At 69.1% G+C, this 25,397-nt stretch carries 18 protein-coding genes; 12 read left to right on the top strand and 6 right to left on the bottom strand.

The features are described 5' to 3' along the window. The 3 genes from FJV41_RS17995 to FJV41_RS17985 all read right to left on the bottom strand — a co-directional run. Positions 1-1,418 (bottom strand): serine/threonine-protein kinase (locus FJV41_RS17995; protein ID WP_141643734.1); only part of this gene is annotated, 1,418 nt, incomplete at its 3' end. A 34-nt stretch (positions 1,419-1,452) separates the two neighbouring features. Further along, positions 1,453-2,451: a tetratricopeptide repeat protein gene (locus FJV41_RS17990; protein WP_141643733.1), complete on the bottom strand. Its 999-nt coding sequence runs from the start codon at positions 2,449-2,451 to the stop codon at positions 1,453-1,455. Then, positions 2,441-4,000, bottom strand: coding sequence for a PEGA domain-containing protein (locus tag FJV41_RS17985; RefSeq protein WP_141643732.1), 1,560 nt, complete (start codon positions 3,998-4,000; stop codon positions 2,441-2,443). Before FJV41_RS17985 ends, FJV41_RS17990 begins: the two co-directional genes overlap by 11 nt. Before the next feature lie 211 nt (positions 4,001-4,211). Here FJV41_RS17985 and FJV41_RS17980 point away from each other — a divergent pair, with 211 nt between their 5' ends. From FJV41_RS17980 to FJV41_RS17965, 4 genes are all read left to right on the top strand, one after another. Continuing rightward, complete coding sequence (locus FJV41_RS17980; RefSeq protein ID WP_141643731.1) at positions 4,212-5,285, top strand: YihY/virulence factor BrkB family protein; 1,074 nt, start codon at positions 4,212-4,214, stop codon at positions 5,283-5,285. 347 nt (positions 5,286-5,632) lie between these two features. Next, positions 5,633-9,688 (top strand): chitobiase/beta-hexosaminidase C-terminal domain-containing protein, encoded by a 4,056-nt coding sequence (locus tag FJV41_RS17975; protein WP_141643730.1) that lies wholly within the window; start codon positions 5,633-5,635, stop codon positions 9,686-9,688. 184 nt (positions 9,689-9,872) lie between these two features. Continuing rightward, positions 9,873-13,151, top strand: coding sequence for a chitobiase/beta-hexosaminidase C-terminal domain-containing protein (locus FJV41_RS17970; protein ID WP_141643729.1), 3,279 nt, complete (start codon positions 9,873-9,875; stop codon positions 13,149-13,151). 113 nt (positions 13,152-13,264) lie between these two features. Then, positions 13,265-13,723, top strand: coding sequence for an Rrf2 family transcriptional regulator (locus FJV41_RS17965; RefSeq protein WP_217440687.1), 459 nt, complete (start codon positions 13,265-13,267; stop codon positions 13,721-13,723). Positions 13,724-13,744: 21 nt separating this feature from the next. On the opposite strand, the gene FJV41_RS17960 is transcribed toward FJV41_RS17965, so the two are convergent. Then, complete coding sequence (locus tag FJV41_RS17960; protein ID WP_141643735.1) at positions 13,745-15,343, bottom strand: ABC-F family ATP-binding cassette domain-containing protein; 1,599 nt, start codon at positions 15,341-15,343, stop codon at positions 13,745-13,747. Between the two features lie 212 nt (positions 15,344-15,555). On the opposite strand from FJV41_RS17960, the gene tgt reads away from it, so the two are divergent. The 6 genes from tgt (at position 15,556) to FJV41_RS17930 (ending at position 20,695) form a co-directional block, all read left to right on the top strand. After that, positions 15,556-16,725: a tRNA guanosine(34) transglycosylase Tgt gene (gene tgt, locus FJV41_RS17955; protein ID WP_141643728.1), complete on the top strand. Its 1,170-nt coding sequence runs from the start codon at positions 15,556-15,558 to the stop codon at positions 16,723-16,725. Next, positions 16,722-17,567 carry an MnmC family methyltransferase gene (locus tag FJV41_RS17950; RefSeq protein WP_141643727.1) on the top strand — a complete coding sequence of 282 codons (846 nt, stop codon included), beginning with the start codon at positions 16,722-16,724 and terminating at the stop codon, positions 17,565-17,567. Before tgt ends, FJV41_RS17950 begins: the two co-directional genes overlap by 4 nt. Positions 17,568-17,735: 168 nt before the next feature. Then, complete coding sequence (locus FJV41_RS17945; protein WP_141643726.1) at positions 17,736-18,263, top strand: hypothetical protein; 528 nt, start codon at positions 17,736-17,738, stop codon at positions 18,261-18,263. A 163-nt stretch (positions 18,264-18,426) separates the two neighbouring features. Further along, positions 18,427-18,954 carry a hypothetical protein gene (locus FJV41_RS17940; RefSeq protein ID WP_141643725.1) on the top strand — a complete coding sequence of 176 codons (528 nt, stop codon included), beginning with the start codon at positions 18,427-18,429 and terminating at the stop codon, positions 18,952-18,954. 218 nt (positions 18,955-19,172) lie between these two features. Beyond that, positions 19,173-19,700, top strand: coding sequence for a hypothetical protein (locus FJV41_RS17935; RefSeq protein WP_141643724.1), 528 nt, complete (start codon positions 19,173-19,175; stop codon positions 19,698-19,700). A 131-nt stretch (positions 19,701-19,831) separates the two neighbouring features. Next, complete coding sequence (locus FJV41_RS17930; RefSeq protein ID WP_141643723.1) at positions 19,832-20,695, top strand: alpha/beta fold hydrolase; 864 nt, start codon at positions 19,832-19,834, stop codon at positions 20,693-20,695. Between the two features lie 39 nt (positions 20,696-20,734). Here FJV41_RS17930 and FJV41_RS17925 read toward each other — a convergent pair whose 3' ends face one another. Continuing rightward, positions 20,735-21,586 carry a hypothetical protein gene (locus FJV41_RS17925; protein ID WP_141643722.1) on the bottom strand — a complete coding sequence of 284 codons (852 nt, stop codon included), beginning with the start codon at positions 21,584-21,586 and terminating at the stop codon, positions 20,735-20,737. A 214-nt stretch (positions 21,587-21,800) separates the two neighbouring features. Here FJV41_RS17925 and gspC point away from each other — a divergent pair, with 214 nt between their 5' ends. Together gspC and FJV41_RS17915 are read left to right on the top strand one after the other, a co-directional pair. After that, positions 21,801-22,670, top strand: a complete 870-nt coding sequence (gene gspC, locus FJV41_RS17920) for a type II secretion system protein GspC (protein ID WP_141643721.1) — start codon at positions 21,801-21,803, stop codon at positions 22,668-22,670. A gap of 155 nt (positions 22,671-22,825) precedes the next feature. Next, positions 22,826-23,731, top strand: a complete 906-nt coding sequence (locus tag FJV41_RS17915; RefSeq protein WP_141643720.1) for an NADP-dependent oxidoreductase — start codon at positions 22,826-22,828, stop codon at positions 23,729-23,731. A gap of 58 nt (positions 23,732-23,789) precedes the next feature. On the opposite strand, the gene FJV41_RS17910 is transcribed toward FJV41_RS17915, so the two are convergent. After that, entirely contained in the window at positions 23,790-25,394 is a 1,605-nt protein-coding gene (locus tag FJV41_RS17910) for an LVIVD repeat-containing protein (protein ID WP_141643719.1), read from the bottom strand. Between the last annotated feature and the right edge of the window lie 3 nt (positions 25,395-25,397).

Raw genomic sequence — 25,397 nt, 5'->3', positions numbered from 1 at the left:
CGCGGAGGCGGGCCGTGAGGCGGAGGATGGGGAGGAGGGTGCCCCATGTCTCCCATGCCGTGGGGGCCCGGAGGTCCCTGGCCGTCACCCGGAGGCGGGCCCCGCAGGGCAATCACGCCGAAGCCACCGGCGAGCAGCGCACCCGCGACGCTCAGGGCCAGCACCCAGCCCGGGCGACCGCTCGGTGGCGGCGCGTAGGGAGAGGCCGCGTGCGCCGTCTTGTCGAACCCGTCGCGCGCCGTGCGTTGCGGAAGCTCGGGCATTCCTGGCGCGGGCTGCGTGAGCTGGATGGGCGCCACGCGGCCCGTGTTGTAGAGGCCCGGGTCGATGGGAGGCGGCGTCGACACGGCGGCGCCGCGCAACATCGTGTCCTCGGTGCCGTCGCCGTAGAGCATGGTGCCCGGCGAGGACTCCTCGGCCGCGCCTGGCTTCACCACGGGGCTGACGCCGCTGATGGCGGGCCGGCCGGACATGGTGGGCAGCGCGTTGCTCAGGTCCGCGGCGAACGCCTCCATCGTCATGTAGCGCTCCACGCGCTTCTTCGCGGTGGCCTTCTGGATGACCGCGTCGAGCGCGGGCATGTCCAGGTCCGGCACCACGTCCACCAGCCGGGGAATGGGCTGGTGCACCTGCTTCTGCATGATGTCCGCGACGCTCGTGCCGTCGAACGGCTGCACGCCGGTGAGCAACTCGAAGAGCACCACGCCCACCGCGTAGATGTCCGCGCGCGCGTCCACGTCCTGGCCCATGGCCTGCTCGGGGGACATGTACCGGGGCGTGCCGGCCACAGCGCCCTGCGCCGTGAGACGCGTGGCCCCGTCGGCGATGCGGGCGATGCCGAAGTCCAGCACCTTGACGTGCCAGCCGCGCATGCCCTGCCGGACCATCACGTTCTCCGGTTTGAGGTCCCGGTGCACCACGCCGCGCGCGTGCGCGTACGCCAGCACGTCCGCGACCTGGAGGATGATGTCTCCGGCTTCATGGAGGCTCAGCCGGCCCACGTTCGCGAGCAGGCGCTTGAGGTCATCACCCTCCACGTACTCCATGGAGATGTAGAGGCTGCCCTCCTCGTCCTGGCCGAAGTCGTGCAACGTCACCGCGTTGGGATGCCCCACGCGGGCGTAGCTCTTCGCCTCGTTGAGGAAGCGCCGCGCGACGTCCGGGTCCAACGACAGGCCGCTGTTGAGGAACTTCATCGCGACCTGCTGGCCAATGCCCACCTGCTCCGCCAGGTACACGGAGCCCATGCCGCCCTGGCCCAACCGCTTGAGCACGCGGTAGCGGCCCGCCACCGTGCGGCCCAGCATCCGGTCCACCTGCGGCGCGACCTTCAGTTGCTCGGTGCTTCCACAGCTCGGGCAGGCGCCGCCCCAGGTGTCGTGCTCCGTCTCGCACCGCTGACAGATGAAGAGGGCCATCCAAGTCCTTCCTGACCGCGAGGTGGGTGCGACGTCAGCGTGACGGGGGCGCGGCGTAGCGCTGGAAGAGCAGGCGCTCCAGCTCGCGCGCGCCGTCCTCCTTCGACGTGCGCTGCGCCACCGCCGCGCGGAGCAGGTCCGTGCGGGGGTCCTCCGGCAGCTCCGCCTCCATCACCGCCAGGGCACCTCTCAGGTCCCCCGCGCGCTGGAGCGCCGCCGCGCGCCACACCCGGTACTCCGTCACGCCCGGCGCCGCCGAGGCCGCCTTCGCGAACAGCCCCTCGGCGCCCTTGGAGTCATTGCCCTGGAGCGCAACCAGTCCCTCCAGGAACAGGCCCTGCGCGGGCGCCTGGGGCGCGGCTTCTCCCGAGTCCTTCGCCCAGTCCAGCAGCTCCCGGCCGGTGCGCAGTTGCTCCGTCGTCAGCGCCTCGCCCTTCAGCGCGCGCTGGTGCACGTCCTCCGCGGAGGCGCGGCTCGCGGTGCTCAGGCGCGTGCCCATCTCCGCCAGGTCCACGCCCAGGTAGTCCGCGGTCACCAGGGTGCGCAACTGCTCGCCCGCGCCCGCCGGGCCCGCGAGCGTGCCAGCCTCCAGCGCCTCGAAGAAGTCGGCCTTCAGCTCCACGTGCCGCGCCGTCATGTCCGCCGGCACCGGGCCCTTCTTCTTCTTCTTGCGCGCGGCCTTGAGCTGGCGCTCGCACAGCTCCAGCTCGCCCTTCGCCTTGGGACGCTCCTGGATGTCCGGGGCGCTCTTGAGCCAGGCGCGGTACGCGGCGCACGCGCTCGCCGTCTCCTTGGCCCCCATGCGCGCGCGGCCCAGACCCAGGTAGGCGGGCAGCAGCGAGGGATTGGCGCGCGTGGCCTGGAGGAACACGCGCGAGGCCTCCGCGTACTTGCGCTTGTTGTAGAGCTTCGTGCCCTCGGCGACGAGCGCGTCGGCGTTGCCCACCGAGGGGCCCACGAGCGGCGCGGCGCTGGCCGTGCCCCACACCAGCAGCGCGCACGTCAGCAGCAGTCGACGCGACTCAGAACGCATAGCCCACCCCTCCACGGAAGTTGCTCGTCCCGGCGATCTTCCCCAGCAGCGAGAAGCCCCGCTGGTACGCCACGGAGGCGTACAGCCCCTCGTAGACGAAGACTCGCGCGGAGGCCTGTCCGGACGCGTGCAGGTCCAGCGCGTAGAGGCCGTCCTCGAAGCGGGGCGAGTTGCCGGAGCCGTCGTCCTCCTCCTTCGCGAGCGCGCCGCGCAAATCGAGCCCCGCCTGGATGGCGAAGGACACCGGGCCCAACACGTATCTCAGTTGCGGTTGCAATGCTCGCAGCGACACCATCTGGACCTTGGTGTCGACCTGCGTGAGCCCGGCCACGTTCGGGTTCTGCACGTCCTGCGGGACGTTGACGCCCATCGTCCAGACGTCGCCGGTGGAGTACCAGGTGGCGCCCACCAGCATGACGCCGAAGTACTGGCCGTAGCGTCCGTACTCCAGGCCCAGCCCTCGCAGCCGCCGCGAGCCCGGCGCGCGCACGCCGTTGCCGCGCACGTCGCTCAGCCCGCCCTCCGTCTTCACCGGCTGCGCGGTCAGCGTGTCGGACGTGAGGCTGGTGAACTCGTAGGCCGCCTCCAGGTAGCTCTGCCGCGCCATGGTGGCCTCCTGCCGCCGCTTCATGGCCAGCTTGAAGGCCTGCATCGACGTGGGCTTCAGCTCCCGCTCCAGCGTGTACGTCGCGCCCGGGGCAATCTCCGCCTGGACTTCCTGCGGCTCGTAGCCCTCGCGCGCCAGTCGCAGGGTGCGTGAGCCGGGTTGGATGCCCTGGTCCACCGCGTCCTTGCCCACCACGGCGCCGTCCACGGAGATCTCCGTGCCCTCCGGCAGGACCTTCACCACCAGCCGCGCGGGCACCTTCTCCAGGGCCGGCCGCAGCTTCACCTGCTCACGCGAGCCCACCACGCGCGTCTCTTCCCGGGGCAGGTGCGAGGCCAGTTCGAAGCGGAACGTGTGCTCGCCGGGCAGCACCTCCGTGGCGTACGGCGTGACGCCCATCTTCACCCCGTCGATGAACACCGTGGCGCCCGCGGGCACCGACACCGCTTCCACCAGCGCGTTGAGGGACAGGAACTTCACCAGCACGCCGGCCAGGGCCTTCTCGAAGGCGGGGTTGCTCGTCTCCGCCTCCGCGCGCGCGCCGCTCTCCGAGCGCACGCTGACGGCGCGGAAGCGGTAACCGGCGTCGTCCTGGCCCACCCGCACCAGCACCACGCGCTCCAGGCCGAGCGACGCCAGATAGGTCCCCAGGGGCTCCCGACAGCGGGCGCCGCCGGCCAGACAGCCCAGGTCTCCTTCCCGGCCCTGGAGGTGCGAGGCCAGCGCCCCCACGCCGACGACCTGTCGAGGCTTCACGTCCCCCGGCAGCAGGCCGGTGATGCCTTCCTCGGTCCGCTTCACCAGGGCGTCCTGCCCTGGATACATGGGCTGGATGAGCCAGAGGGTGTGGGCCGGGGCCTCGGCGCGGGCTTCCGGTGAAGCGCCGGGTGTCGCGCTGGCGACCAGCGCCAGGCTGACACTCAGGAGAGAGGCGACGAACATTGCGTCCTCGGGGCGGGCTGAGGCGGTGAGGTCCCGTCTGCCCGGGTAGGGCGGAAAACGGGCGCCGGGTGTTTTTTACCGGATGAAATGTTTTTCAGGAAGACGGCCCCCCGAGGGTGGAGCGGCCAGGGAGGCTGCCCATTGGGGCAGGGGCGCCACCGAGGGTCCGTATGGCCATCTTCCCCAGGACTTACATGGATGAGGGGGCGAGATGGTCTTGCCAGGCAAGGGCATGGGGTGGTGGGAGTTCTTCAAGATCCTGAAGGACGAGTGGAAACGCGACGATGTCAGCGACGTCGCGGGGGCCTTGACGTTCCGCGCCATCCTGGCGCTGTTCCCCTTCCTCCTGTTCCTCGTGTCGCTGGCGGGCGTCATCATCGACCCCAACCAGGCCCAGGTGCTCATCCAGGAATTGGGGAAGGTGGCGCCCAAGGAGGTGACGACCATCCTGGGGCAGCGCATCCAGTCGCTGGCGGACAGCAACCCGGTGGGGCTCTTGACGGTGGGTGGTGTGGGCGCCATCTGGGCGGCCTCCGGGGGCATCGTCGCGTTGATGGACGCACTGAACACGGCCTACGGCGTCGAGGAAACGCGGCCGGTCTGGAAGCTTCGGCTCATCGCGGTGACGACGACGCTGGTGGCCGCGGCGGTGGCCATCTTCGCGGCGCTGGCGGCCGTGGCGACGCCCGCGCTGGCCAGCAAGCTGCCGGACCCCGCGTCCACGGTGGCGCTGTGGCTGCGGCTGCCCGTGGCGGGCCTGCTGATGATGTTCCTGTGGGCGGTGCTCTATTACATCCTGCCCAACGCGAAACAGAAGTTCCGCTTCATCACCCCGGGCTCCGTGGTGGGCGTGCTCATCTGGGTGGCGGCGTCGTGGGCCTTCTCCAAGTACGTGGCCAACTTCGGCAAGTACGACGTGAACTACGGCGCCATCGGTGGCGTCATCGTGCTCCTGCTGTGGATGTGGCTGTCCTCGCAGGTGGTGCTGCTGGGCGCGGAGATCAACTCCATCCTCGAGCAGCGCTCGCCGGAGGGGAAGGCGCCGGGACAGCACGTGCCGGGGCAGGGCAAGGCCGTGCTGGCGACCAAGTCGGAGCTGGAGCAGGGCGGGGCGGACATCCCTGGCGCTCGGGACTTCCGTCCCGCGGTGGACCCGGCGACGGGCCAGGGCCTCGCCAGCGACGCGCCCCCGAAGCTCCAGCAGACGCCGTTGGCCGCCGCCGCGAAGTGGGCCGCGGGCCTGGGCCTGGGCGTCTTCTTCCTGCGGCGAAACACCGGTCGCTGAGCCTCGACGCATTGAATTCGCAGGTCTGCTCCCGGGCCCTGGCTCCCGCGCCCCTGGAGGGTGCTGGGGAGGAGAGGCCCTTCCCCGGGGCGAGTCTCCGCCGGGGACATTGACTCGGCCGACGACGAGGCGGCTGACATCAGAATCCTCGGCGTCGCGAGTCCTTGAGTCCCAGGAACGGACGCTCACGGAGGCCGTCCTCGGTTTGAATATTTCCCGGGGCTCAGCCATGTGTCGGCTGGGTGTGTCACTCTCAGGCGTCGCACGTCGCCGTCGCCCCCTCCGACAGCCCCGTTATCCGTTCCCCCCGCTCAGTGGGGCGTGGACGCGCATGCCATGGATATTTGATGTCTCGGACTGTGTTGTTCCTCATCCGCCCCTTGTCGGCATTGCTCTGCCTGGGGGTTCTCACGAGTGCATGTGGCGACGCGGGGTCGGGCCCCGGGCCGACGCCGCCCGGGTCCACGGACACCGTCGCGCCCACCACCGTGGCCTCTCCGGCGGGGGGACTCTTCAACAGCCCTCGCACGGTGACGCTCACCTGTGATGACGGGACGGGCTCCGGCTGCGAGGCCACGTACTACACGCTGGACGGCAGCGCTCCGACGACGCGGTCCATCCGCTACTCGGCCTTCGTCATGGTGGAGGCCAGCGCCACGCTGCGTTTCTTCTCCGTGGACCGCGCGGGCAACAGCGAGAGCGCGCGCTCGGCGGAGTTCGTGGTGGACGTGGACCCTCCGGTGGTCTCCGCGTCTCCGGGTTCGGGTACCCACGGTGCTCCGCTCATCGTGACGCTGACGTGTGATGACAGCACGGGCTCCGGCTGCTCTCGCATCCACTACACGCTGGACGGCGCTGTCCCTTCGGAGACGTCTCCCCTCTACTCGGCCCCGCTCACGTTGATTACCGGCGCGCGGCTGCGCTTCATCGCCATGGACCGCGCAGGCAACGCGTCGCGCGAGGGCACGGAGCTCTACTCGTTCGACAAGGGCGGGCCTGCCTCCTCCGCCAGCCCTCGGGGTGGGCTGTTCGCGGGGCCGACGCAGGTGGCGCTCACGTGTGATGACTCGGGCGGTTCCGGCTGTGCCAGCACCCGCTACACGTTGGATGGCACGGCACCGACGCTGGATTCCCCCGTGTATGCAGGCCCGCTCCAGCTCACCACCACCACCACGGTGCGCTTCTTCTCCATGGACACGGAGGGGAACCGCGGGGACCTGGTCATCGAGACGTATGTCATCGATACCGTGCCGCCCACCGCGTCCGCGACGCCTCGGGGTGGCACCTACTCCTCGGCGCAGTCCGTGACGCTGAGCTGCGAGGACACCGGGGGCGCCGGCTGTTCCGCGCTGCACTTCACGACGGATGGCACCTCTCCCACGACCGCCTCCGCGCGCTACGCGCAGCCCCTGGCGCTCTCGTCGTCGACGACGCTGCGCTTCCTCGCGGTGGACGGTGCTGGGAACCTTGGACCGGTGGTCTCGGAGGCGTACGTCATCGATACCGTGCCGCCCACCGCGTCCGCGACGCCTCGGGGTGGCTCCTACTCCTCGGCGCGGTCCGTGACACTGAGCTGCGAGGACACGGGGGGCGCCGGCTGCTCCGCGCTGCACTTCACGACGGATGGAACCTCTCCCACGACCGCCTCCGCGCGCTATGGGCAACCCCTGGCGCTCTCGTCGTCGACGACGCTGCGCTTCCTCGCGGTGGACAGTGCTGGGAACCTTGGCCCCGTGGTCTCGGAGGCGTACGTCATCGATACCGTGCCGCCCACCGCCTCCGCGACGCCTCGGGGTGGCACCTACTCCTCGGCGCAGTCCGTGACGCTGAGCTGCGAGGACACCGGGGGCGCCGGCTGCTCCGCGCTGCACTTCACGACGGATGGAACCACTCCCACGACCGCCTCTGCGCGCTACGTGCAACCCCTGGCGCTCTCGTCGTCGACGACGCTGCGCTTCCTCGCCGTGGACGGCGCTGGAAACCTCGGAGCCACGGTCTCGGAGGCGTACGTCATCGATACCGTGCCGCCCACCGCGTCCGCGACGCCTCGGGGTGGCACCTACTCCTCGGCGCAGTCTGTGACGCTGAGCTGTGACGACACGGGGGGCTCCGGCTGCTCCGCGCTGCACTTCACGACGGATGGCACCTCTCCAACGACCGCCTCCGCGCGCTACGCGCAGCCCCTGGCGCTCTCGTCGTCGACGACGCTGCGCTTCCTCGCGGTGGACGGTGCCGGAAACCTCGGTGCCACGGTGACGGAGACCTATTCCATCATGCTGGCCCCGACCACCGTGGCTCAGCCCGAGGGCGGCCTCTTCCGGACCCCGCAGACGGTGACGCTCGTGTGCACCGACGGCGCGGGCCTCGCCTGTGCGGGGACCTGGTACACGCTGGACGACAGCGAGCCGACGCCGACGACGGGAACTCCGTATACCGGCCCCATCTCGCTGTCCTCCACCACGCGCCTTCGCTTCGTGTCGAGGGATTCGGTGGGCACCCTGGAAGCGTCCCGCCTCCAGGTCTACACCTTCGACGTGACGGCCCCGCTCACGCAGGCCGAGCCTCCCGGAGGCACGTTCAACGGCCCCGTCACCGTGCGGCTCACGTGCACGGATGCGCCCGCGGGCTGCCGTGAGACGCGCTACACCCTGGACGGCACGGCGGTCTCGAGCAGCTCGCCGCTGTACACCGCGCCCATCGTCCTCGGGCGGAACACCACCGTGAACTTCAAGTCGGTGGACAACGTCGGGAACGAGGAACCGGGGCGGCAGGAGATCTACACGTTGCCCGATGTGGCCAACAACGCCTCGTCGCAGATTGATTGGCTGCGTGGCGCGGCGGACGGCGCCCAGCCCATGCTGCCCATCAATGGAGCCATCGTCACCTTCGTCAAGCCGGGCGTGGGCGACCCCACGAGTGATGGCCCGGGCATCTTCCTCCAGGCGAAGCAGGAGGGGCCGGCCATCTTCGTGTCGGTGAACCCCGCCGGACTCGTCCCGCCTCCAGTGGCGGGTGACTGGGTGAGTGTCCGGGTGAATCACCTGCGCACCGTGAACGGCCTGCGCCGCGCGAGCATCGACACCAGCAGCTACGCCGTGCTCGCCAAGAACTTCCCCGTGGCGACGCTGGCCCAGGAGGTGAGTTCCGTCGATCTGCCCCTCGTGCGGGACATGTTCGACTCCGAGCTCATCTCGCTGCAAGGCGTCATCAACGGCGCCTTCACTCCCTCCGGCACGGGCCATATCCAGGCGCCCTTGACGACGTCGGCCATCCCCGTGGGCTCCTCCAGCGCGGCCCAGTTCCGTCTGCGCATGGTGGCGACGGTGAACGACACGGTGGAGCTGACTCCTGGTTGCACGGTCTCTCTCACTTCACCCCTGTGGCACTACGTGTCCGCCTCGGCGTCGACGCAGCCCTCCCTCTGGGTCCCCGAGCAACTCACCTCGCAGACGTGCCCGTCCCCGGCTGTCATCGAGACGAAGGCCCTGAGCGCGACGAGTGTCCTGGTGCGGTTCGACCGGCGCCTGGATGCGAGCAGTCTCCTGGGGAGCGGTGCCCAGTTCTCCATCACCGCCCTCTCCGCGCTCGCCGTCACGGGCGCGACGCTCCAGTCGCCCACGGAGGTGGTCCTCACCACGGCGCCGCAGACTCCCCGCCAAGGCTATGACCTCAAGGTCGCCTCGACGCTGAGGGACAGGAGGGGCGTCGGCGTGCAGGCGCCGACAAACAGCGGTTTCTTCCAAGGCTTCTCGATCTCCGCGCGCCTGCGCATCACCGAAGTCGCGCCCAACATGACGGGCGGCCGCGACCTCGTGGAGCTGCGCGTGCTGCAGTCCGGCTCGGTGGGGGGCATGACGCTGTTGCTGGACGGGGGCCCCGCGCCGCTGGCGACGTTCCCCGAGGTGGAAGTGCAGGCCGGCGACGTCATCGTCATGCACCTCAATCCAGACCTCGTGCAGGAGGATGCGGGGCCGCAATCAGAGACGCTCGGGCGCACGGAGTTTCCGCAGGCGGCGTTTCCCGCGAACCATGACTCCGCGTGGGACTTCCACAGCGGCGCCACCGTCAGCCTCCCCACGGGCAACCGGGTGCTGCGTGTGCGGGACGCCCAGGGGGCCGTCCAGGATGGCCTCGCCGTCACGGTTCAAAGCAACACCAGCGCCGGTTTCCTGGGCGAACTCCAAACGCTCCAGGGGCAGGGCCAGTGGTCACCCACGAACTGTGGCGGTGTCCCCTGCACGTACTCCACGCTCCCCACCGCCTGGAGCGTCTCCGTCAGCTGGTCGTCGGCCTTCGTGTCGACGGGGAAGCAGATCACCCTGGGCCGTGTCACTTCCGTAGACAGCAATAGCGCCTCGGACTGGGCCGTGGGCACGGGGACCTTTGGACTCGTGAATCCCTGAGCCCCAACCGAAGGACTCCTTCGCGGAGGGCCGCCGGAATTTGAAACTTCCGCGAGGCTCCGCTATCAGGCGGTGGTGCGTGCCATCCACGGATGGCACACGGCGCCGTTCCCTCTCCCCCGACAGCCCCGATATCCGTTCCTCCCCGTTCGCGGGGAGTGGACGCGCATGCCATGGATTCGCGATGCCTCGGTTTGTGTCGTTCTTCTCTCGTTCCCTGTGGGGAGTGCTCTGCACGTTGGTGCTGACGAGCGCGTGCGGCGGAGGAGGCTCGGATCCCGTCCCCACGCCCCCCGGGTCCACGGACACCGTCGCGCCCACCACCGTGGCCTCTCCAGCGGGGGGCCTCTTCAACAGCCCTCGCACGGTGACGCTCACCTGTGCTGACGGGACGGGCTCCGGCTGCGAGGCCACGTACTACACGTTGGATGGCAGTGCTCCGACGACGCGGTCCATCCGCTACTCGGACTTCGTCATGGTGGAGGCCAGCGCCACGCTGCGCTTCTTCTCCGTGGACCGGGCGGGCAACAGCGAGAGCGCGCGCTCGGCGGAGTTCGTGGTGGACGCGGACCCTCCGAAGGTCACCATGTCGCCGGGCTCGGGGATTTATGGCGTTCCGCTCGTCGTCACGCTGACGTGTGACGACGGCACGGGCTCCGGCTGCGCCCGAATCCACTACACGCTGGACGGCGCCATCCCCTTGGAGACCTCGCGACTCTATACGACGCCGCTCACGTTGCTGGCCGGCGCACGGCTGCGCTTCATCGCCCTGGACCGGGCAGGCAACGCCTCCGCGCCGGGAGCCGCGCTGTATACCGCCGACATGACCGGGCCGGACTCCGTCGCCACGCCTCGGGGGGGACTGTTCGCCGGCCCGACACAGGTCGCGCTCGCGTGCAATGACGCGGGGGGCTCCGGCTGTGCTCGCATCCACTACACGCTGGATGGCAGGACGCCGACGATGGACTCCCCGGCGTACGGCGGCCCTCTTCAGCTCACCAACACCACCACGGTGGTGTTCGTCGCCGTGGACGTGGTGGGAAACCTTGGCGAGCTGGGCATCGAGACGTACGTCATCGACACCGTGCCGCCCACCGCCTCAGCGACGCCTCGGGGTGGCGCCTATTTCTCGGCGCAATCCGTGGCGCTGCGCTGCGAGGACACGGGGGGCTCCGGCTGCTCCGCGCTGCACTACACGACGAACGGCACCGCGCCGGGCACCACCTCACCGCGCTACACGGAGCCGCTGGCGCTCTCGGCGACGACGACGCTGCGCTTCCTCGCGGTGGATGGCGTGGGAAACGTCAGTCCCTCGGTGACGGAGACCTATTCCATCCTGGTGGACCCGACGGCGCCCACCACCGTGGCACAGCCCGAGGGGGGCGTGTTCCGGACCCAGCGGACGGTGACGCTGGCGTGCGGCGACGGCGCGGGCAGCGGCTGCGCGGGGACCTGGTACACGCGGGACGACAGCGAGCCGACTCCGACGACGGGGACTCCGTACACCGCGCCCCTCACGCTCTCCGCCAACACGCGCCTGCGCTTCGTGTCGAGGGATGTCGCCGGCAACCTGGAAGCGTCCCGCCTCCAGGTCTATACCTTCGACGTGTCGGCCCCGCTCACGCAGGCCGAGCCGCCTGGAGGCACGTTCAACGGCCCCGTCACCGTGCGGCTCACCTGCGCGGATGCACCCGCGGGGTGCGGTGAGACGCGCTACACGCTGGACGGCACGGCGGTCTCGAGCAGCTCGCCGCTGTACACCGCGCCCTTCGTGCTCGCGCGCAACACCACCGTGAACTTCAAGTCGGTGGACAACGTCGGGAACGAGGAGCTGGGGCGGCAGGAGATCTACACATTGCCCGACGTGGCCACTGTCGCGTCGCAGCAGATCGCCACCGTGCGTGCCGCGGCGGATGGCAACGTGCCGAGACTGCCCATTGACGGCGCCATCATCACCTTCGTCAAGCCCGGGGTGGGCAACCTGACGAATGACGGCCCGGGCATCTTCCTTCAGGCGACGCGCGAGGGACCGGCCCTGTTCGTGGAGTTGAACCCCTCCGCGGTTTCGCCTCCTCCGGTGGCGGGAGACTGGGTGGGCGTCCGCGTGCTCAATGTGCGCACCGGCAACGGCCTGCGCCGCGCGACCATCGACCCCAGCAGCTACACCGTGTTCGCCAGGGACTTCCCCGTGCAGACGCTGGCGCAGGATGTGAGCGCCATCGACCTGCCCATGGCTCTGGAAAACTTCGAGTCCGAGCTCATCTCCCTGCGCGGCGTCATCAGTGGCCCCTTCTCCGCCTCGGGCACGGACCACCTCCAGGCGCCCCTGACGACGGTGGGCGTCCCCGCGAACTCGTCCAGCGCCGCCCAGCTCCGGCTGCGCATGGTGGCGACGGTGAACGACTCGCTGGAGCTGGTGCAGGGCTGCGACGTCTCGCTCACCTCTCCGCTGTGGCGTTTCGGGACGGTCTCCGCGTCGACGCAGCCTTCCCTCTGGGTTCCCGAGCATCTCACCGCGCAGACGTGTCCGCCCCCGAAGGTCCTCGGGGCGTTCGCGCTCTCCTCGACGACCGTCCTGGTGCGCTTCGACCGGCGGCTGGATGCGGGCAGCCTCCTGGGCAGCGGTGCGCAAATCACCATCCCCGGGCTCTCCGTCACCGGCGCGACGCTGCAGTCGCCCAAGGAGGTGGTCGTCACCACGCTGCCGCAGACTCCGCGAGGCAGCTACAGCGTCCAGGTCGCCGCGACGCTGCGGGACCTCAAGGGGGACGGCGTGCAGGCGCCGAACAACACCGCCTCCTTCCGGGGGTTCGCGACGCCCGCGCGGCTGCGAATCACGGAGGTTGCTCCGAACATGTCGTTCAACCGCGACCTGGTGGAGTTGGTCGTGCTCCAGTCCGGTCCGGTGACGGGCATGACCCTGATGCAGGACGGGGGCTCCGAGCCGCTCGCGACGTTCCCCGACGTGGAGGTGCAGGCCGGCGACGTCCTCGTCATGCACCTCAACCCGGACCCCGTGGGCGAGGCGGGGCCCCGTTCGGAGCTGAGCGGGCCCATGGAGCATCGCCGGGCGCTGTATCCCGCGACGCATGACACCGCGTGGGACTTTCACAGCGGCGCCACCTTCAGCCTCCTCCCGGGCAACCGGGTGCTGCGCGTGCTGGACCCCTTCGGCGCCACGCAGGACGGCCTCGCGGTCTCCATTGGGACCAACACCTTCGCTGGCTTCCTGACGGACCTCGCGCTGCTCCAGTCCCTGGGCCAGTGGATACCCGCGACGTGTGGCGGTGCCCCCTGCACGTACTCTTCCGCCCCTTCCGCCTGGGACATCACCGTCGCCTGGGCGCCGGCCTTCGCGTCGGCTGGAAAGCAGACGACCCTGCGCCGTGTCACCGCTGGAGACACCCACGCGGCCGGAGACTGGGCCGTGGGGACGGGTAGCTTTGGACTCGTGAATCCCTGAGTCCCGGGGCTCCCAGCGGACGAGCGGCCCGGCAGTCGGGGAATGCCGGGTTGCACGCCGTCAGGGCGGGCGATAGGTAACCATCGGAGTCTCCATTCCAGCCCGGAGGGTGAGTGAACAGCCGATTCACCATGGCGGCGCACATCGTCGCGATGCTCGCGAAGTGCTCCGGTGACGCGGCCGGTCCGCTGACGTCCGAGGCGATGGCGCGCAGCATCCAGACGAACCCCGTCGTGGTGCGGCGGCTCTTGGGCGACCTGGCTCGCTCGGGGCTGGTGGAGACGAAGCGGGGCGTTCGCGGAGGCGTGACGCTGGCCCGGCGCCCCGAGGACATCACCCTTCGGGACATCTACGAGTCGGTGGAGGAGGGCGCGGAGCTGTTCGGCAGGCACCCGGTGGGGCCCGCTCCGGACTGCGCCATTGGCCCCTGCGTGGCCGACTACCTGGAAGGTGTCTTCGGCCGCGCGGAGGCCGCGCTGAAGCAGAGCCTGGAAGGCACCACCGTGGCCCAGATGTCCGCGGACCTCAACGCCCGCTTCCTCGCGCTCAACCCGCCGGAGAAGACGGGCTGAGCGACAGGCGGGCCCTTCACGTCAGCGTCGCTGGGCCGCGACGGCCGCGTGCTTCTCGCGGAACTCCGCGTACGGTCCGTTGAAGTCGAGCACCTCGCGGCCCGCCTCGAGCGACCAGATGCGCGTGGCGACCTCGGAGATGAGCTCCTGGTCATGCGTCACGACGATGACGGTGCCCTCGTACTTCTGGAGGCCCTCGGCGAGCGCGGAGATGGACTCCAGGTCCAGGTGGTTGGTGGGCTCGTCGAGCACGAGGACGTTGTCCTGCATGATCATCAGCTTGGACAGCAGCAGGCGCACCGTCTCACCACCGGAGAGGGTGTCGGTGTTCTTCATCCGCTCCTCGCCGGAGAAGAGCATCCGGCCGAGCACGCCGGAAATCTCTTCGTTGGTGAGCTTGTCGTGCAGGTCGCGCAGCCAGCCGAAGCAGGTGGTGCCCTTGCGCACGACGCCGTGGTGGTCCTGCGGCAGGTAGCCGACGGAGGCCTGGTGGCCCCAGCCAATCTTGCCGGTGTCCGGCTCGAGCTGCCCGGCGAGCATCCTCACCAGGGTGGACTTGCCCACGCCGTTGCGGCCGATGACACAGACGCGCTCGCCCTTGCACACCAGCGCGTTGAAGGGGCGGATGACGGGCACGCCGTCGAAGGACTTGCTGATGCCCTCCACCATGAGCGTCTGCTTGCCGCTGACGACCTTCTGGTCGAAGCGGATGAACGGCCGCGCGATGTTGGAGCGCTTGAGGTCGTCCGACTTCAGCTTGTCGATCTGCTTGATGCGGCTCTGCACCTGCGAGGCGCGGGTGCCGGCGTGGAAGCGCGCCACGAAGTCCTGGAGCTGGGCGATCTTCTTCTTCTTCTCCTCGGTCTCGGACTCCACGCGGGTGCGCAGCTGGGACTTCTGCCGCACCATGTCGTCGTAGCCACCGTTGTACTGGATGATGGCCTCGTAATCGATGTCCGCGATGTGCGTGCAGATGGAGTTGAGGAAGTGCCGGTCGTGGCTGATGGTGATGAGCACGCCCTCGTACTCGTGCAGGAAGTTCTCCAGCCAGCGGATGGAGTCGATATCGAGGTTGTTCGTGGGCTCGTCGAGCAGCAGCCCCTCGGGCTTGCCGAACAGCGCCTGGGCGAGCAACACGCGCAGCTTGAGGCCGCCGGTCAGCTGCCGCATGGGGCCCTCATGGAAGGCCTCTTCGATTCCCAGGCCCGCCAGCAGCGTGGCCGCGTCGCTCTCCGCCGAGTAGCCATCCTCCTCGGCGATGACGCCCTCCAGCTCGCCCAGCCGGTTGCCGTCCTCGTCGGTGATGTCCGACTTGGCCAACAGCTTGTTCTTCTCCGACATGGCCGCCCACAGGGGCAGGTTGCCCATGAGCACGACGTCGAGGACGCGTTCCTCCTCGTAGCGGAAGTGGTCCTGGCGGAGGATGCCCAGCTTGCGCGGCCGGACGATGTTGCCCATGTCGGCTTCCTCGTCTCCGGCGAGGATCTTCATGAACGTGGACTTGCCCGCACCGTTGGGGCCGGTCAGGCCGTAGCGGCGGCCCGGAGAGAAGGTGACGTTGACCTCCTCGAAAAGCTTCTTGGGCCCGTAGGCCTTGGAGACGTTGATGACGTTGAACATGGCGGGCGCGTTGTAGCGGAATTGACGCGGAGCGGCCAAGGCTGCGTGGAATCGCGACCCATCCGTCTCGCGGTGACCTCATGAAACGCCCGGCAGGCGACGAAAAATGCCCTGAAATGGCGGGGTCTTGAGTCCCCGTCCGGCTGGCAGGCGGGGGGACGGGCGACAGGGGTGGACCATGGGGCGGGGATGACGGGTATAAGGCCCCGCCCATGGCCGTCCGCTTCGAACTCCTCACCACCGACCCCACCGGCGCCCGCGCCGGAGTGCTTCACACCCGGCGCGGCTCCTTCAGCACGCCCATGTTCATGCCGGTGGCGACCCATGCCGCCTTCCGGCATCTGGGCATGGAGGAGGTGAAGGAGACGGGGGCCAGCATCCTGCTGGCGAACACGTACCACCTGATGCTCCGGCCCGGCGCGGAGGTCTTCCAGCGCTTTGGCGGCATCCATTCCTTCATGCAGTGGGATGGGGGCGTGCTCACCGACTCGGGTGGCTTTCAAATCTTCTCCCTGCCGGAGGACCGGCTCATCACGGAGAAGGGCGCGCACTTCCGCAGCTTCTACGACAACAGCCGGCAACTGCTCAGCCCCGAGTCGAGCATCGCCATGCAGCAGTCCATCAACTCCGAAATCATGATGGTGCTGGACGTATGCATCGACTCGCGCACGGACGAGGCGGGCACGCGCGAGGCGATGGAGCGCACGCACCGGTGGGCGGTGCGCAGCCTGGCGGCGAAGGCCAAGGTGGACACGGGCCAGGCGATGTTCGGCATCGTCCAGGGCGGCGTCTTCCCGAACCTGCGCGACGAGAGCGCGGAGTTCCTGACGAAGCTGCCCTTCGACGGCTTCGCCATTGGCGGGCTGGCGGTGGGGGAGACGAAGGCGGAGCGCGAGTCGATGACGTTGCGCACCACCGCGTCGCTGCCAGCGGACAAGCCGCGCTACCTGATGGGCGTGGGTACGCCGACGGACCTCATCGAGGCGGTGCTGCGCGGCGTGGACATGTTCGACTGCATCATCCCCACGAAGATGGCGCAGCAGGGCTACGCGTACACCTTCCAGGGCCTGGTGCGCATCACCCGCAACGTGTTCCGGCTGGCGGACGAGCCGCTGGATGCCGAGTGTGATTGCTACGTGTGCAAGCGCTACACGCGCGGGTATCTGCATCACCTGATGCGCGGCAAGCACCACCTGGGCTCGCGCTTCCTGTCGGTGCACAACGTGAGGCACTACCAGAAGCTGATGGCCCGCATCCGCGCGGGGATTCTCTCCGGCACCTACGAGCAGGTGGCGCGCGAGCTGAAGGTGGCCATCGCCACGCCCAAGGACCTGAAGGAAGTGGCGAGCGCGAACGAGGTGACGCTGAAGGAAGTCGGATGAGCGAGGAGGCCAACCCGCGCGACGGGGACTTCGAGCTCGTCACGCTGCGCAACGGCTCGCGCGCGGTGCGGCACCTGGGCCATGGCGAGGTGATGCACCCCTCGGTGGGCCCGTGGAAGGAGGCCCTGGGCCTCTACGTGGAGCAGCCACGGCTCGCGGAGCGGCTCTCCCAGGAGGGCCCGCCGCTCGTCATCCACGACGTGGGTCTGGGGGCCGCCACCAACGCGGTGGCAGCGCTGACGTGCGCGCGGGAGTTGGGGGCCGCTCGGCGGCGGACGCTGGAGGTCATCAGCTTCGAGGTGGACCTGGCGCCGCTGCGGCTGGCGCTGGCGGACGCCGCGGGCTTCCCGTTCCTCCAGCCGTTTCGTCAGGCGGCGGAGGCGCTGATGCGCGACGGCGTGTGGGAGGAGGACGGCCTGCGCTGGCGGCTGCACCTGGGAGACGCGGTGCCGTTCCTGGACGGGGCGCTGCCCGTGGCGGACCTGGTGTATTTCGATCCGTTCTCTCCCGCGTCGAACCCGGACATGTGGACCGAGGGAGTGCTCGCGCGGGTTCGCCGGCACTGCCGTGGGGATGGCGAGGGCGCGCTGCTGTTGACCTACAGCGCGGCGACGCCCACGCGGGTGACGCTGCTGTTGGCCGGCTTCTTCGTGGGGGCGGGTGCGTCCACGGGGACCAAGGGTGAGACGACGGTGGCCTCCACGCGGCGCGAAGCGCTGGCATCGCCGTTGGGTACGCGGTGGCTGGAGCGCTGGACGCGCTCGTCGTCCCGGGCGCCCCATGGCGCGACGTTGACGCCCGACGTCGAGGCCCGCGTGCTGGCCCATCCGCAGTGGCGTTGATTCAATCTCCGTGTGAGGGAATGGGCGCTCAATTCCTGCTCATGCAAGTTGATGCACGTGCGAGTGAGAGCGCGTCCCTTGGGACGAGGGTGCAATGGGAGCGGGTGAAGCGAACCGCTAAGAGGTGAGCGTCCGCGGGAGAGTCCAAGGCGGACGAGGAGCCTTCCCATGCGGCCTTTCTCGCAGTCTCGCCTCGCTCCGCTGTTCTCGTCCTTCGTCGCGACCCTGGCGCTGTTCGCGGCGCCCGCGAGCGCGGAGCCGGTGCTGCTGACCTGCCCCGGCATCGTCCAGGCCCAATACTCACCGGGCATGACGAACGCGCCCCGGATGATCACCTCGACGGCGAGCGGGACGTTCGGCCCGTGTGTCGGGGTTCCGTTGTCACTCCTCTCGACCTCATTCGTGGCCGGGGGCATGGGCACGTTGAGCTGCGTGGGGGGCTCGAACCAGCTTGGCGCGCAGCTCAACTGGAGCGACGGTTCGGTCAGCCACCTGGACACGAGCATCCTCATCACCGTCAGGCCCTTGGGCGAGGTGGTTGCGACCTATTCGGGGACGGTGGTGGGCGGACGGTTCCAGGGGGCCAGCGTGCTCATCACCTTCGTGCTCGCTCAGACCCAGGTGCTGGGATGTTTCACGGAGGAGGGCGTCACCGCCACGGTGGGACCGACGGTCCTGACCATCACCGGCTCCTGAGCGGGAGTCGCGTCTTGGGGGCCTCCAGCCGCTCCGGGACGTCTGAATGCATGTGTGAGTGAGAGCGCGTCCCTTGAGACGAGGGGGCAATGGGTGAGGGTGAAGCGAAGCGATAAGAGGTGAGCGTCCGCGGGAGAGTCCAAGGCGGACGAGGAGTCTCGCCATGCGGCTTTTCTCGCGTTCTCGCCTCGCCCCGCTGTTCGCCTCCTTCGTCGCGACCCTGGCGCTGTTCGCGGCGCCCGCGAGCGCGGAGCCGGTGCTGCTGACCTGCCCCGGCATCGTCCAGGCCCAATACTCACCGGGCATGACGAACGCGCCCCGGGTGATCACCGCGACAGCGAGCGGGACGTTCGGCCCGTGTGTCGGGGTTCCGTTGTCACTCCTCTCGACGTCATTCGTGGCGGGGGGCATGGGCACGTTGAGCTGCGTGGGGGGCTCGAGCCAGCTTGACGCGCAGCTCAACTGGAGCGACGGCTCGGTCAGCAACGTGAGCGTGAGCATCCTCATCACCGTCAGGCCCTTGGGCGAGGTGGTGGCGACCTCTACAGGGACGGTGGTGAGCGGACGGTTCCAGGGGGCCAGCGTGCTCATCACCTTCGTGCTCGCTCAGACCCAGGTGCTGGGATGTTTCACGGAGGAGGGAGTCACCGCCACGGTGGGACCGACGGTCCTGACCATCACCGGCTCCTGAGCGGGAGCCGCGTCTTTGGGGCCCGCGTGCGGGCCCATCCGTGGTGTTGATTCAATCCACTGGCGATGGAGGGTGTACTCAATCCCTGTTCATGCAAGGGAATGCATGGGGGAGTGAGAGCGTGTCCCTTGGGACGAGGGTGCAATGGGAGCGGGTGAAGCGAACCGCTAAGAGGTGAGCGTCCGCGGGAGAGTCCAAGGCGGACGAGGAGCCTTCCCATGCCGCTTGTCTTGCGTTCTCGCCGCGCCCCGCTTTTCTCCGCCTTCATCGCGACCCTGGCCCTCTTCGCGGCGCCCGCCAGCGCGGAGCCGGTGCTGCTGACCTGCCCCGGCATCGTCCAGGCCCAATACTCACCGGGCATGACGAACGCGCCCCGGGTGATCACCGCGACAGGGGACGGGACGTTCGGTCCGTGTGTCGGGGTTCCGTTGTCACTCCTCTCGGCCTCATTCGTGGCGGAGGGCACCGGCATGTTGAGCTGCGTGAGCGGCACGAACCGGCTTGACTCGCAGCTCAACTGGAGTGACGGCTCGGTCAGCAACCTGGACACGAGCGTCGTCATCACCGTCAGGCCCTTGGGCGAGGTGGTGGCGACCTATTCGGGGACGGTGGTGGGCGGACGGTTCCAGGGGGCCAGCGTGCTCATTACCTTCGTGCTCACTCAGACCCAGGTGCTGGGATGTTTCACGGAGGAGGGCGTCACCGCCACGGTGGGACCGACGGTCCTGACCATCACCGGCTCCTGAACGGGGGACGCATCTTGGGGGCTCTGGCCACTCCGGGACGGCTGGCGGCCCCCGCTGTGAGTGCCTCGCACCCGGTCCACGCGTCCGGGGCGCGAGACAGCGGGCGCGGTTCGCGGTATCCGGACAGGGCCATGAGCAAGGCCCTTCAACTGGATGACTGGGGCGGCACCGGCCCCGTGCTGCACCTGGCGCACGCCAACGGCTTTCCGCCGGGCACCTACCGCAAGCTCATCGAGCGCCTGAAGACGCGCTACCACGTCGTCTCGGTGCGGAGCCGTTGCCTCGTGCCGGGCTCGGACCCGCTGTCCATGCGGACCTGGAACGACATGGCGGACGAGCTGGCGCAGGCCCTGCGCGCCGCCGGGCTGGAAGGCGTCGTCGGCGTGGGGCACAGCATGGGCGGCGTGGCGACGCTGCTCGCGTCCGTGAAGGACCCCGGCCTCTTCCGCGCCATCGTCACGCTGGACCCCGTGTTGTTCTCGGGGATGCGCAAGCTGGCGCTCGACGTGCTGACGCTGCTGGGCCAGCGCAGTCGTGTGCCTCCCGCGAGCTTCGCGTGGCGTCGGCGGGAGCACTGGAACTCTCGCGAGGAGGCCGCCGCGAGCTACCGCAAGAAGCCCCTGTTCCAGAGCTTCGACCCGGAGTGCTTTCAGGACTACCTCACATACGGACTCACCGAGGCACCCGAAGGCGGGTTCCGGCTGACCATCCCCCGTGCCTGGGAGGCCCGCGTCTTCGAGACGACGCCCGTGGGCATGTGGCGGGCGCTGCGCTCCATCGCGGTGCCCACCCTCATCGTGCGGGGGCGTGACACCCGCACGCTCGCGGAGTCGGCCTTCGCGCGTGCCCGGCGAGTGGTGCCAGGGGCCCGGCTCGAGGAGTTTCCCGGCGGGCACCTCTTTCCGCTGGAGGATCCGGAGGGGTGTGCCCTCCGCATCCTCGCGTTCCTCGACTCGCTGGAAGCGCCCGCCACACAAGCCCGGCAGGCGCGCTGAACACCGCGAGTGCCCTGGGCGGTGGGGCCAGGGGCGTGCTCACCTCGCCGTGTCGTCGACCACCGAGGGAGCCGCCGTGGGCTCCGGCGTTGGCACCGCATCCGGCGCCGAGGGAGGCAACGCGGCCTCCCGCTGAAGGAGCGCCTCGAAGGCATCCACCATGGGGCTGGACGTGGTGCCGTCCACGACGCGCTTCCACTTCCCACCCGGGGCGCGGTGGGAATACCCACCCCAGAGGAGCTTGCCCCGCAGGCCCAGGAAGACCTCCTCGTTGGCGAAGCTCTTGTCCGCTTCCGCCTCCATCATCTCGAGCATCCGGATGCGGTCTCCATCGCTCACCTTCTTCAAGCGAGGGGTCTGCGCGGAGACGACGCGGATGACGTGCTCCTTCACGGAGGCGGAGCTGGCGGAGACCGTCACCGACTGGTGGCCCTGCTCCTCGAACGCGGACTGAATCGTGGTCTCCACGGCCAGGTCCTCGGCCTGGGCCTCGAAGCGCTGGTCGAAGCCCTGCCTGCCCGCCCGCTGCTCCTGTTGCTGGGAAGAACCGCTCGAGTCACCGGTGCCGAGAGAGACCACCGCGTTGACCAGGGGAAAGCCCACACAGCAGAACCCGAGCGCGGCCACCGGGAACAGGCCGCCCATCCGGTGCAGCAGCGGCGCCACCGGCACGGGGCCGACCTGTTGCTCCGGCACCTCCGTGTGCAGGTTGCAGCGCCCGCAGATTCGCACGTACTTCGTTCCCAGCGAGAAGAGGGGGAACCAGAAGACGTGAATCACCCGGTAGTGACGCTGCAGCCGCTGGGACGTCTCCTGCTGACAGTCCGGGCAGGGCGCGCGCTGCTCGCCGAGGTCCTGCTGTTTCGGCGAACTTCCAGAGATGATGAACATGCTCGGCTCCGCGAAGAAGGGGGGCGGCTGCTTACATCAGTGCCGACAGCAGCGTCCACCGTGACAGCCTGTCTCGGACACACCTCTGACCCGTGACAATCCAGGCATCCCCGCGAGGCCTCTGCGTGTGTGCCTTTCGCCCGGAGCGCGGTGTCCCCGAATGAGGCCCGGTGTATGCCATTCCCTGGCCCCGTGCTTGCTCTGGCCTGGCGCCATGAGACCTCTGCTCCAGAAGTACTTCTGGCTGGTGAGCTGTTGCTTCCTCCTCGTCGCCGCGTTGATGGCCGCGCGCACCGTCCACCTCGTCACGGAGTTCCAGTTCGCGGTTCCCGTCCCGGGGTTGGACTCAATACCCGCGAAACCCATCCGGTTCGCCACCACGGAGGCAAGCCTCTCGCTCCGCACCGAGTCGCTGGCTCGTGTGCTCGGCATCAAGGAGAAGCCCTCGCCTGAGCCTCCCGCCCACGGCGGGCTCCGGCGAAGCGCGCGGCGCGCGAAACTCGTGGGGACGCTGACGTCGCGCGAGCCCTTCTGGTCGCTCGCGTCCGTGGAGGACCTGGACAGCCGGCGCGTGCGCAGCCTCCGCGTGGGAGACGTGCTCCAGGACGCGGAGGTCATCGTCATCGAACGGGAGCGCATCATCGTCACCCGGGAAGGACAGCAGGAGGTCATCGACGGCGAGGGGCCCGTGGGTCCACCGTCGACCGGGGCTCCGGTGTCCGCGGGCGGCGGGCGTGGGAGCGACATCCGACGCGTGGGAGAGCACACCTACGAGGTGCCTGACAGGTACCTGGACCTCGACCAGTGGACCCAGGGCGCCGCGCTCACGCAGGCGCGCATCGTTCCGTACTTCAAGGAGGGGCAGCCCCAGGGCTTCAAGCTCCTCGCCGTCCGGCAGGGCTCTGTGTACGAGAAGCTGGGCCTCCAGAATGGCGATGTCATCCAGCGCATCAACGGCGTCGCGCTCGATTCCACGGAGAAGGCGCTGGAGCAGTACATGCTGCTCAAGAAGTTCCGGCACCTGGAACTCGACATCGACCGTGGTGGCCTTCCGCTGCGCAAGGTCTACGACGTGCGACCGTGACACCTGGGGCCCGGTGAACTCGCCACCACGCGCCCGTCACATGAAGGGGAGCCAGGGAAGCAGGCGCCCGCGAACGATGGCGCTCCCTCCGTCGGTACTTATCGTTGGTCCGTCGTTGGAGCGCGCTTCGTGCCACTTCATTTCGGGAGACACCCATGAAAGCCGTCGTGCTGAAGGCCTATGGAGACGTGGACAACCTCGTCGTGTCGGAGATGCCCGAGCCGAAGGTGGGGCCGGGAGACGTGAAGGTCCGCGTCACCGCCGCGAGCATCAACCCGGTGGATTGGAAGATTCGCCGAGGCGACATGAGGGAGTACATGCCGCTGACGCTTCCCACCATCCTGGGGCGGGATGTGTCCGGTGAGGTCATCGAGGTGGGGCAAGGCGTGGAGGGCTTCAAGCGCGGCGACCGGGTGATGGGCCTGGTGTCCGCGGGCTATGCGCAGACGGTGGTCGCTCCGTCCGACGTATGGGCCAAGGTGCCTGACTCGCTGGAGCTGAAAGACGCGGCCGCGCTGCCGCTGGTGACGCTGACGGGCGTGCAGCTGATTGAAGAGCAGATGAAGCCTGTCCAGGGAGACACGGTGCTCATCACCGGTGCGCTGGGCGCGGTGGGGCGCGCGGCCCTGTTCGCGGCGAAGGCGCGTGGGGTGAAGGTCTGGGCCGGCGTGCGGGCCCGGCAGGTGGAGGAGGCGAGGAAGCTCGGCGCGGACGGAGTCGTCGCGCTGGATGATCCGAAGGACGTCGCGAAGCTGCCCACGCTGGACGCCGTGGCGGACACGGTAGGGGGCGAGGCCGTGGCGGCGGTGCTGGACAAGGTGAAGCGCGGCGGACTCGTGGGCAGCGTGGTAGGGGAGCCGAAGGGGGCCAGGGACAAGGGCCTCCAGGTGGTCACCTTCTTCTCGCACCCGGACGGACGCCGGCTCGCGCAGCTTGGCGAGAGCGTGGCCAAGGGAGAGCTGCGCATCCCCATTGGCAAGACATTCCCCATGGACGCCGCGAAGGATGCCCAGAAGCACGCCGAGAAGGGTGGCGCGGGCAAGGTGCTGCTCGTCAACTGAGCCCCAGGAGCGTCAGCCCGGACATTGCACATGTCCGGGCGTGACGCTCCCTCGGCCCTCACAGCTCGTTGAAGATGAGCAGTCCTCGCGACGAGTCGACGAGATACACGTAGCCGTCACCGGGGATGCGAACGCCGAAGGCGCCCTCGAAGATGCCGTCGCCCCGGAGGGGGTCGCTCTCGCGGAAGGTGTGGTGGTGCGCCACCTGTCGGGGCCTGGTGGGATTGGACACGTCCAGCACGCGCAGCCCTTCGTGGTACCACGCCACATAGAGCAGGTTGCCGCGCAGGATGAGGTTGTGCATGGACGTGACGTTGCGCATGCGGAACTCGCCAATCTTCACGATGCGGGAGGGCTCGGTGACGTCCAGCACCCGCACGTGGGAGGCGTTGAATTCGCCCCCTTCGAAGGCGATGGTCTTTCCGGCGAAGGTGCCCACCGCGCTGTGGTGCGCGTAGTCGTAGCCAAAGCGCTCGTAGCGGCCCAGGCGGCTCACGTTGTCCAGGTTCGTGACGTCCATCACCGAGTAGCCGCCGAAGGAATTGCTGATGTACAGGCGGTTCTCATACGCGAAGGCGTCGTGAGGCCCTCCCAGTTCGGCGTCCTCGGGCAGGGAGATGATGGTGCGCAGGATGGGATTGAGCGGCTCGGTCAGGTCGTAGACATGGGTGCCGGTATTGGGGACCATGGCGTAGAGCCGGTCATTGTCGACGAGCACCGTGTGCGCGCCGAAGTCTCCCGTCGGCAGGCTCTTCACGAAGGTGGGAAGGGCGGGGTTGGAGATGTCGTAGATGAGCGGCCCCACGTCGTTGCTGGCCACGTAGAGGGCGTCGCCCTTGGCCCAGACACCGTTCCAGGAGTTGTCCTCGGGCAGGCTGATGGACGTCGTGAGGACAGGCCGAGTGGGGTCCCTCACGTCGATGACGGTGAGGCCGCCGGCCTGTCCGCGGTTTGGTATGGAGACGACGTAGGCGTGGCCCTTGGCGACGTAGATATCCGCGGGCATTCCCACCGGGACGTGGCGCTCGGCGACCAGCTCGAGGTTGCCCGAGGACTCCGGCTCTCCGGTCGACAGCGCGACGCGGTTCGCCTCGAAGGTGCCCTTGAGGGTGAGTCGTCCCCGGCGGCAGTAGGTGAAGCAGCCGGTGATGATGTTGGGCGCGGGCGTCTTGCATCCCACCATGGCGACGGTGAGGTCATTGCGAGTCAGGCCGCCGATGATGGAGAAGCGTCCATCCCCCGTGTCCTTGAGACGGAGGGGCTCGTCGTACATCGTTCCGCCGTCTTCCCGGAGCAGGAAGCCGATGGGGACGCTGCTGATGCGCACGCCGCCATCCTCGTAGTGCCGTTCGCCACGGCCGTCGGACAGGTAGATGCCCTCCTTGGGAACGGCGGAGAGGGCCTGTGCATCGCATTGCGACAGGTCGAAGTGCGACAGGTCATCACAGGCGCCTTCCTGCGCGTAGACGGCGCTGGAGGAGCACGGCGAGAGGGGTCCCCGGTCCACCCAGTCTCCGCGCTCCTCGAGCTCGGTGTAGGTGCCATCCCAGACATAGGGGCCCGCGTCAGGGGGAGACGGGGAGGGGGAGTCCTCGCAGCCGGAGAGGCACTGGAGGAGCAGGATGGCCAACGGCGCCCGGAGCAAGCGGAGGGGGACTGTCATGAG

This window comes from Myxococcus llanfairpwllgwyngyllgogerychwyrndrobwllllantysiliogogogochensis, from assembly GCF_006636215.1.
Lineage (GTDB): Bacteria > Myxococcota > Myxococcia > Myxococcales > Myxococcaceae > Myxococcus > Myxococcus llanfairpwllgwyngyllgogerychwyrndrobwllllantysiliogogogochensis.
The sequence above is the reverse complement of the archived record's forward strand: the minus strand, read 5'-3'. Positions and strand labels throughout refer to the sequence as shown.

What these genes read in the sequence shown, in the direction of transcription:
- FJV41_RS17970 (WP_141643729.1), top strand. Translation starts at nt 9,873, where the DNA reads ATGCCTCGGTTTGTGTCGTTCTTCTCTCGTTCCCTGTGGGGAGTGCTC.
- FJV41_RS17985 (WP_141643732.1), bottom strand. Translation starts at nt 4,000, where the DNA reads ATGTTCGTCGCCTCTCTCCTGAGTGTCAGCCTGGCGCTGGTCGCCAGC.
- FJV41_RS17990 (WP_141643733.1), bottom strand. Translation starts at nt 2,451, where the DNA reads ATGCGTTCTGAGTCGCGTCGACTGCTGCTGACGTGCGCGCTGCTGGTG.
- FJV41_RS17945 (WP_141643726.1), top strand. Translation starts at nt 17,736, where the DNA reads ATGCGGCCTTTCTCGCAGTCTCGCCTCGCTCCGCTGTTCTCGTCCTTC.
- FJV41_RS17915 (WP_141643720.1), top strand. Translation starts at nt 22,826, where the DNA reads ATGAAAGCCGTCGTGCTGAAGGCCTATGGAGACGTGGACAACCTCGTC.
- FJV41_RS17980 (WP_141643731.1), top strand. Translation starts at nt 4,212, where the DNA reads ATGGTCTTGCCAGGCAAGGGCATGGGGTGGTGGGAGTTCTTCAAGATC.
- tgt (WP_141643728.1), top strand. Translation starts at nt 15,556, where the DNA reads ATGGCCGTCCGCTTCGAACTCCTCACCACCGACCCCACCGGCGCCCGC.
- FJV41_RS17935 (WP_141643724.1), top strand. Translation starts at nt 19,173, where the DNA reads ATGCCGCTTGTCTTGCGTTCTCGCCGCGCCCCGCTTTTCTCCGCCTTC.
- FJV41_RS17910 (WP_141643719.1), bottom strand. Translation starts at nt 25,394, where the DNA reads ATGACAGTCCCCCTCCGCTTGCTCCGGGCGCCGTTGGCCATCCTGCTC.
- FJV41_RS17930 (WP_141643723.1), top strand. Translation starts at nt 19,832, where the DNA reads ATGAGCAAGGCCCTTCAACTGGATGACTGGGGCGGCACCGGCCCCGTG.
- FJV41_RS17940 (WP_141643725.1), top strand. Translation starts at nt 18,427, where the DNA reads ATGCGGCTTTTCTCGCGTTCTCGCCTCGCCCCGCTGTTCGCCTCCTTC.
- gspC (WP_141643721.1), top strand. Translation starts at nt 21,801, where the DNA reads ATGAGACCTCTGCTCCAGAAGTACTTCTGGCTGGTGAGCTGTTGCTTC.
- FJV41_RS17925 (WP_141643722.1), bottom strand. Translation starts at nt 21,586, where the DNA reads ATGTTCATCATCTCTGGAAGTTCGCCGAAACAGCAGGACCTCGGCGAG.
- FJV41_RS17975 (WP_141643730.1), top strand. Translation starts at nt 5,633, where the DNA reads ATGTCTCGGACTGTGTTGTTCCTCATCCGCCCCTTGTCGGCATTGCTC.
- FJV41_RS17950 (WP_141643727.1), top strand. Translation starts at nt 16,722, where the DNA reads ATGAGCGAGGAGGCCAACCCGCGCGACGGGGACTTCGAGCTCGTCACG.
- FJV41_RS17960 (WP_141643735.1), bottom strand. Translation starts at nt 15,343, where the DNA reads ATGTTCAACGTCATCAACGTCTCCAAGGCCTACGGGCCCAAGAAGCTT.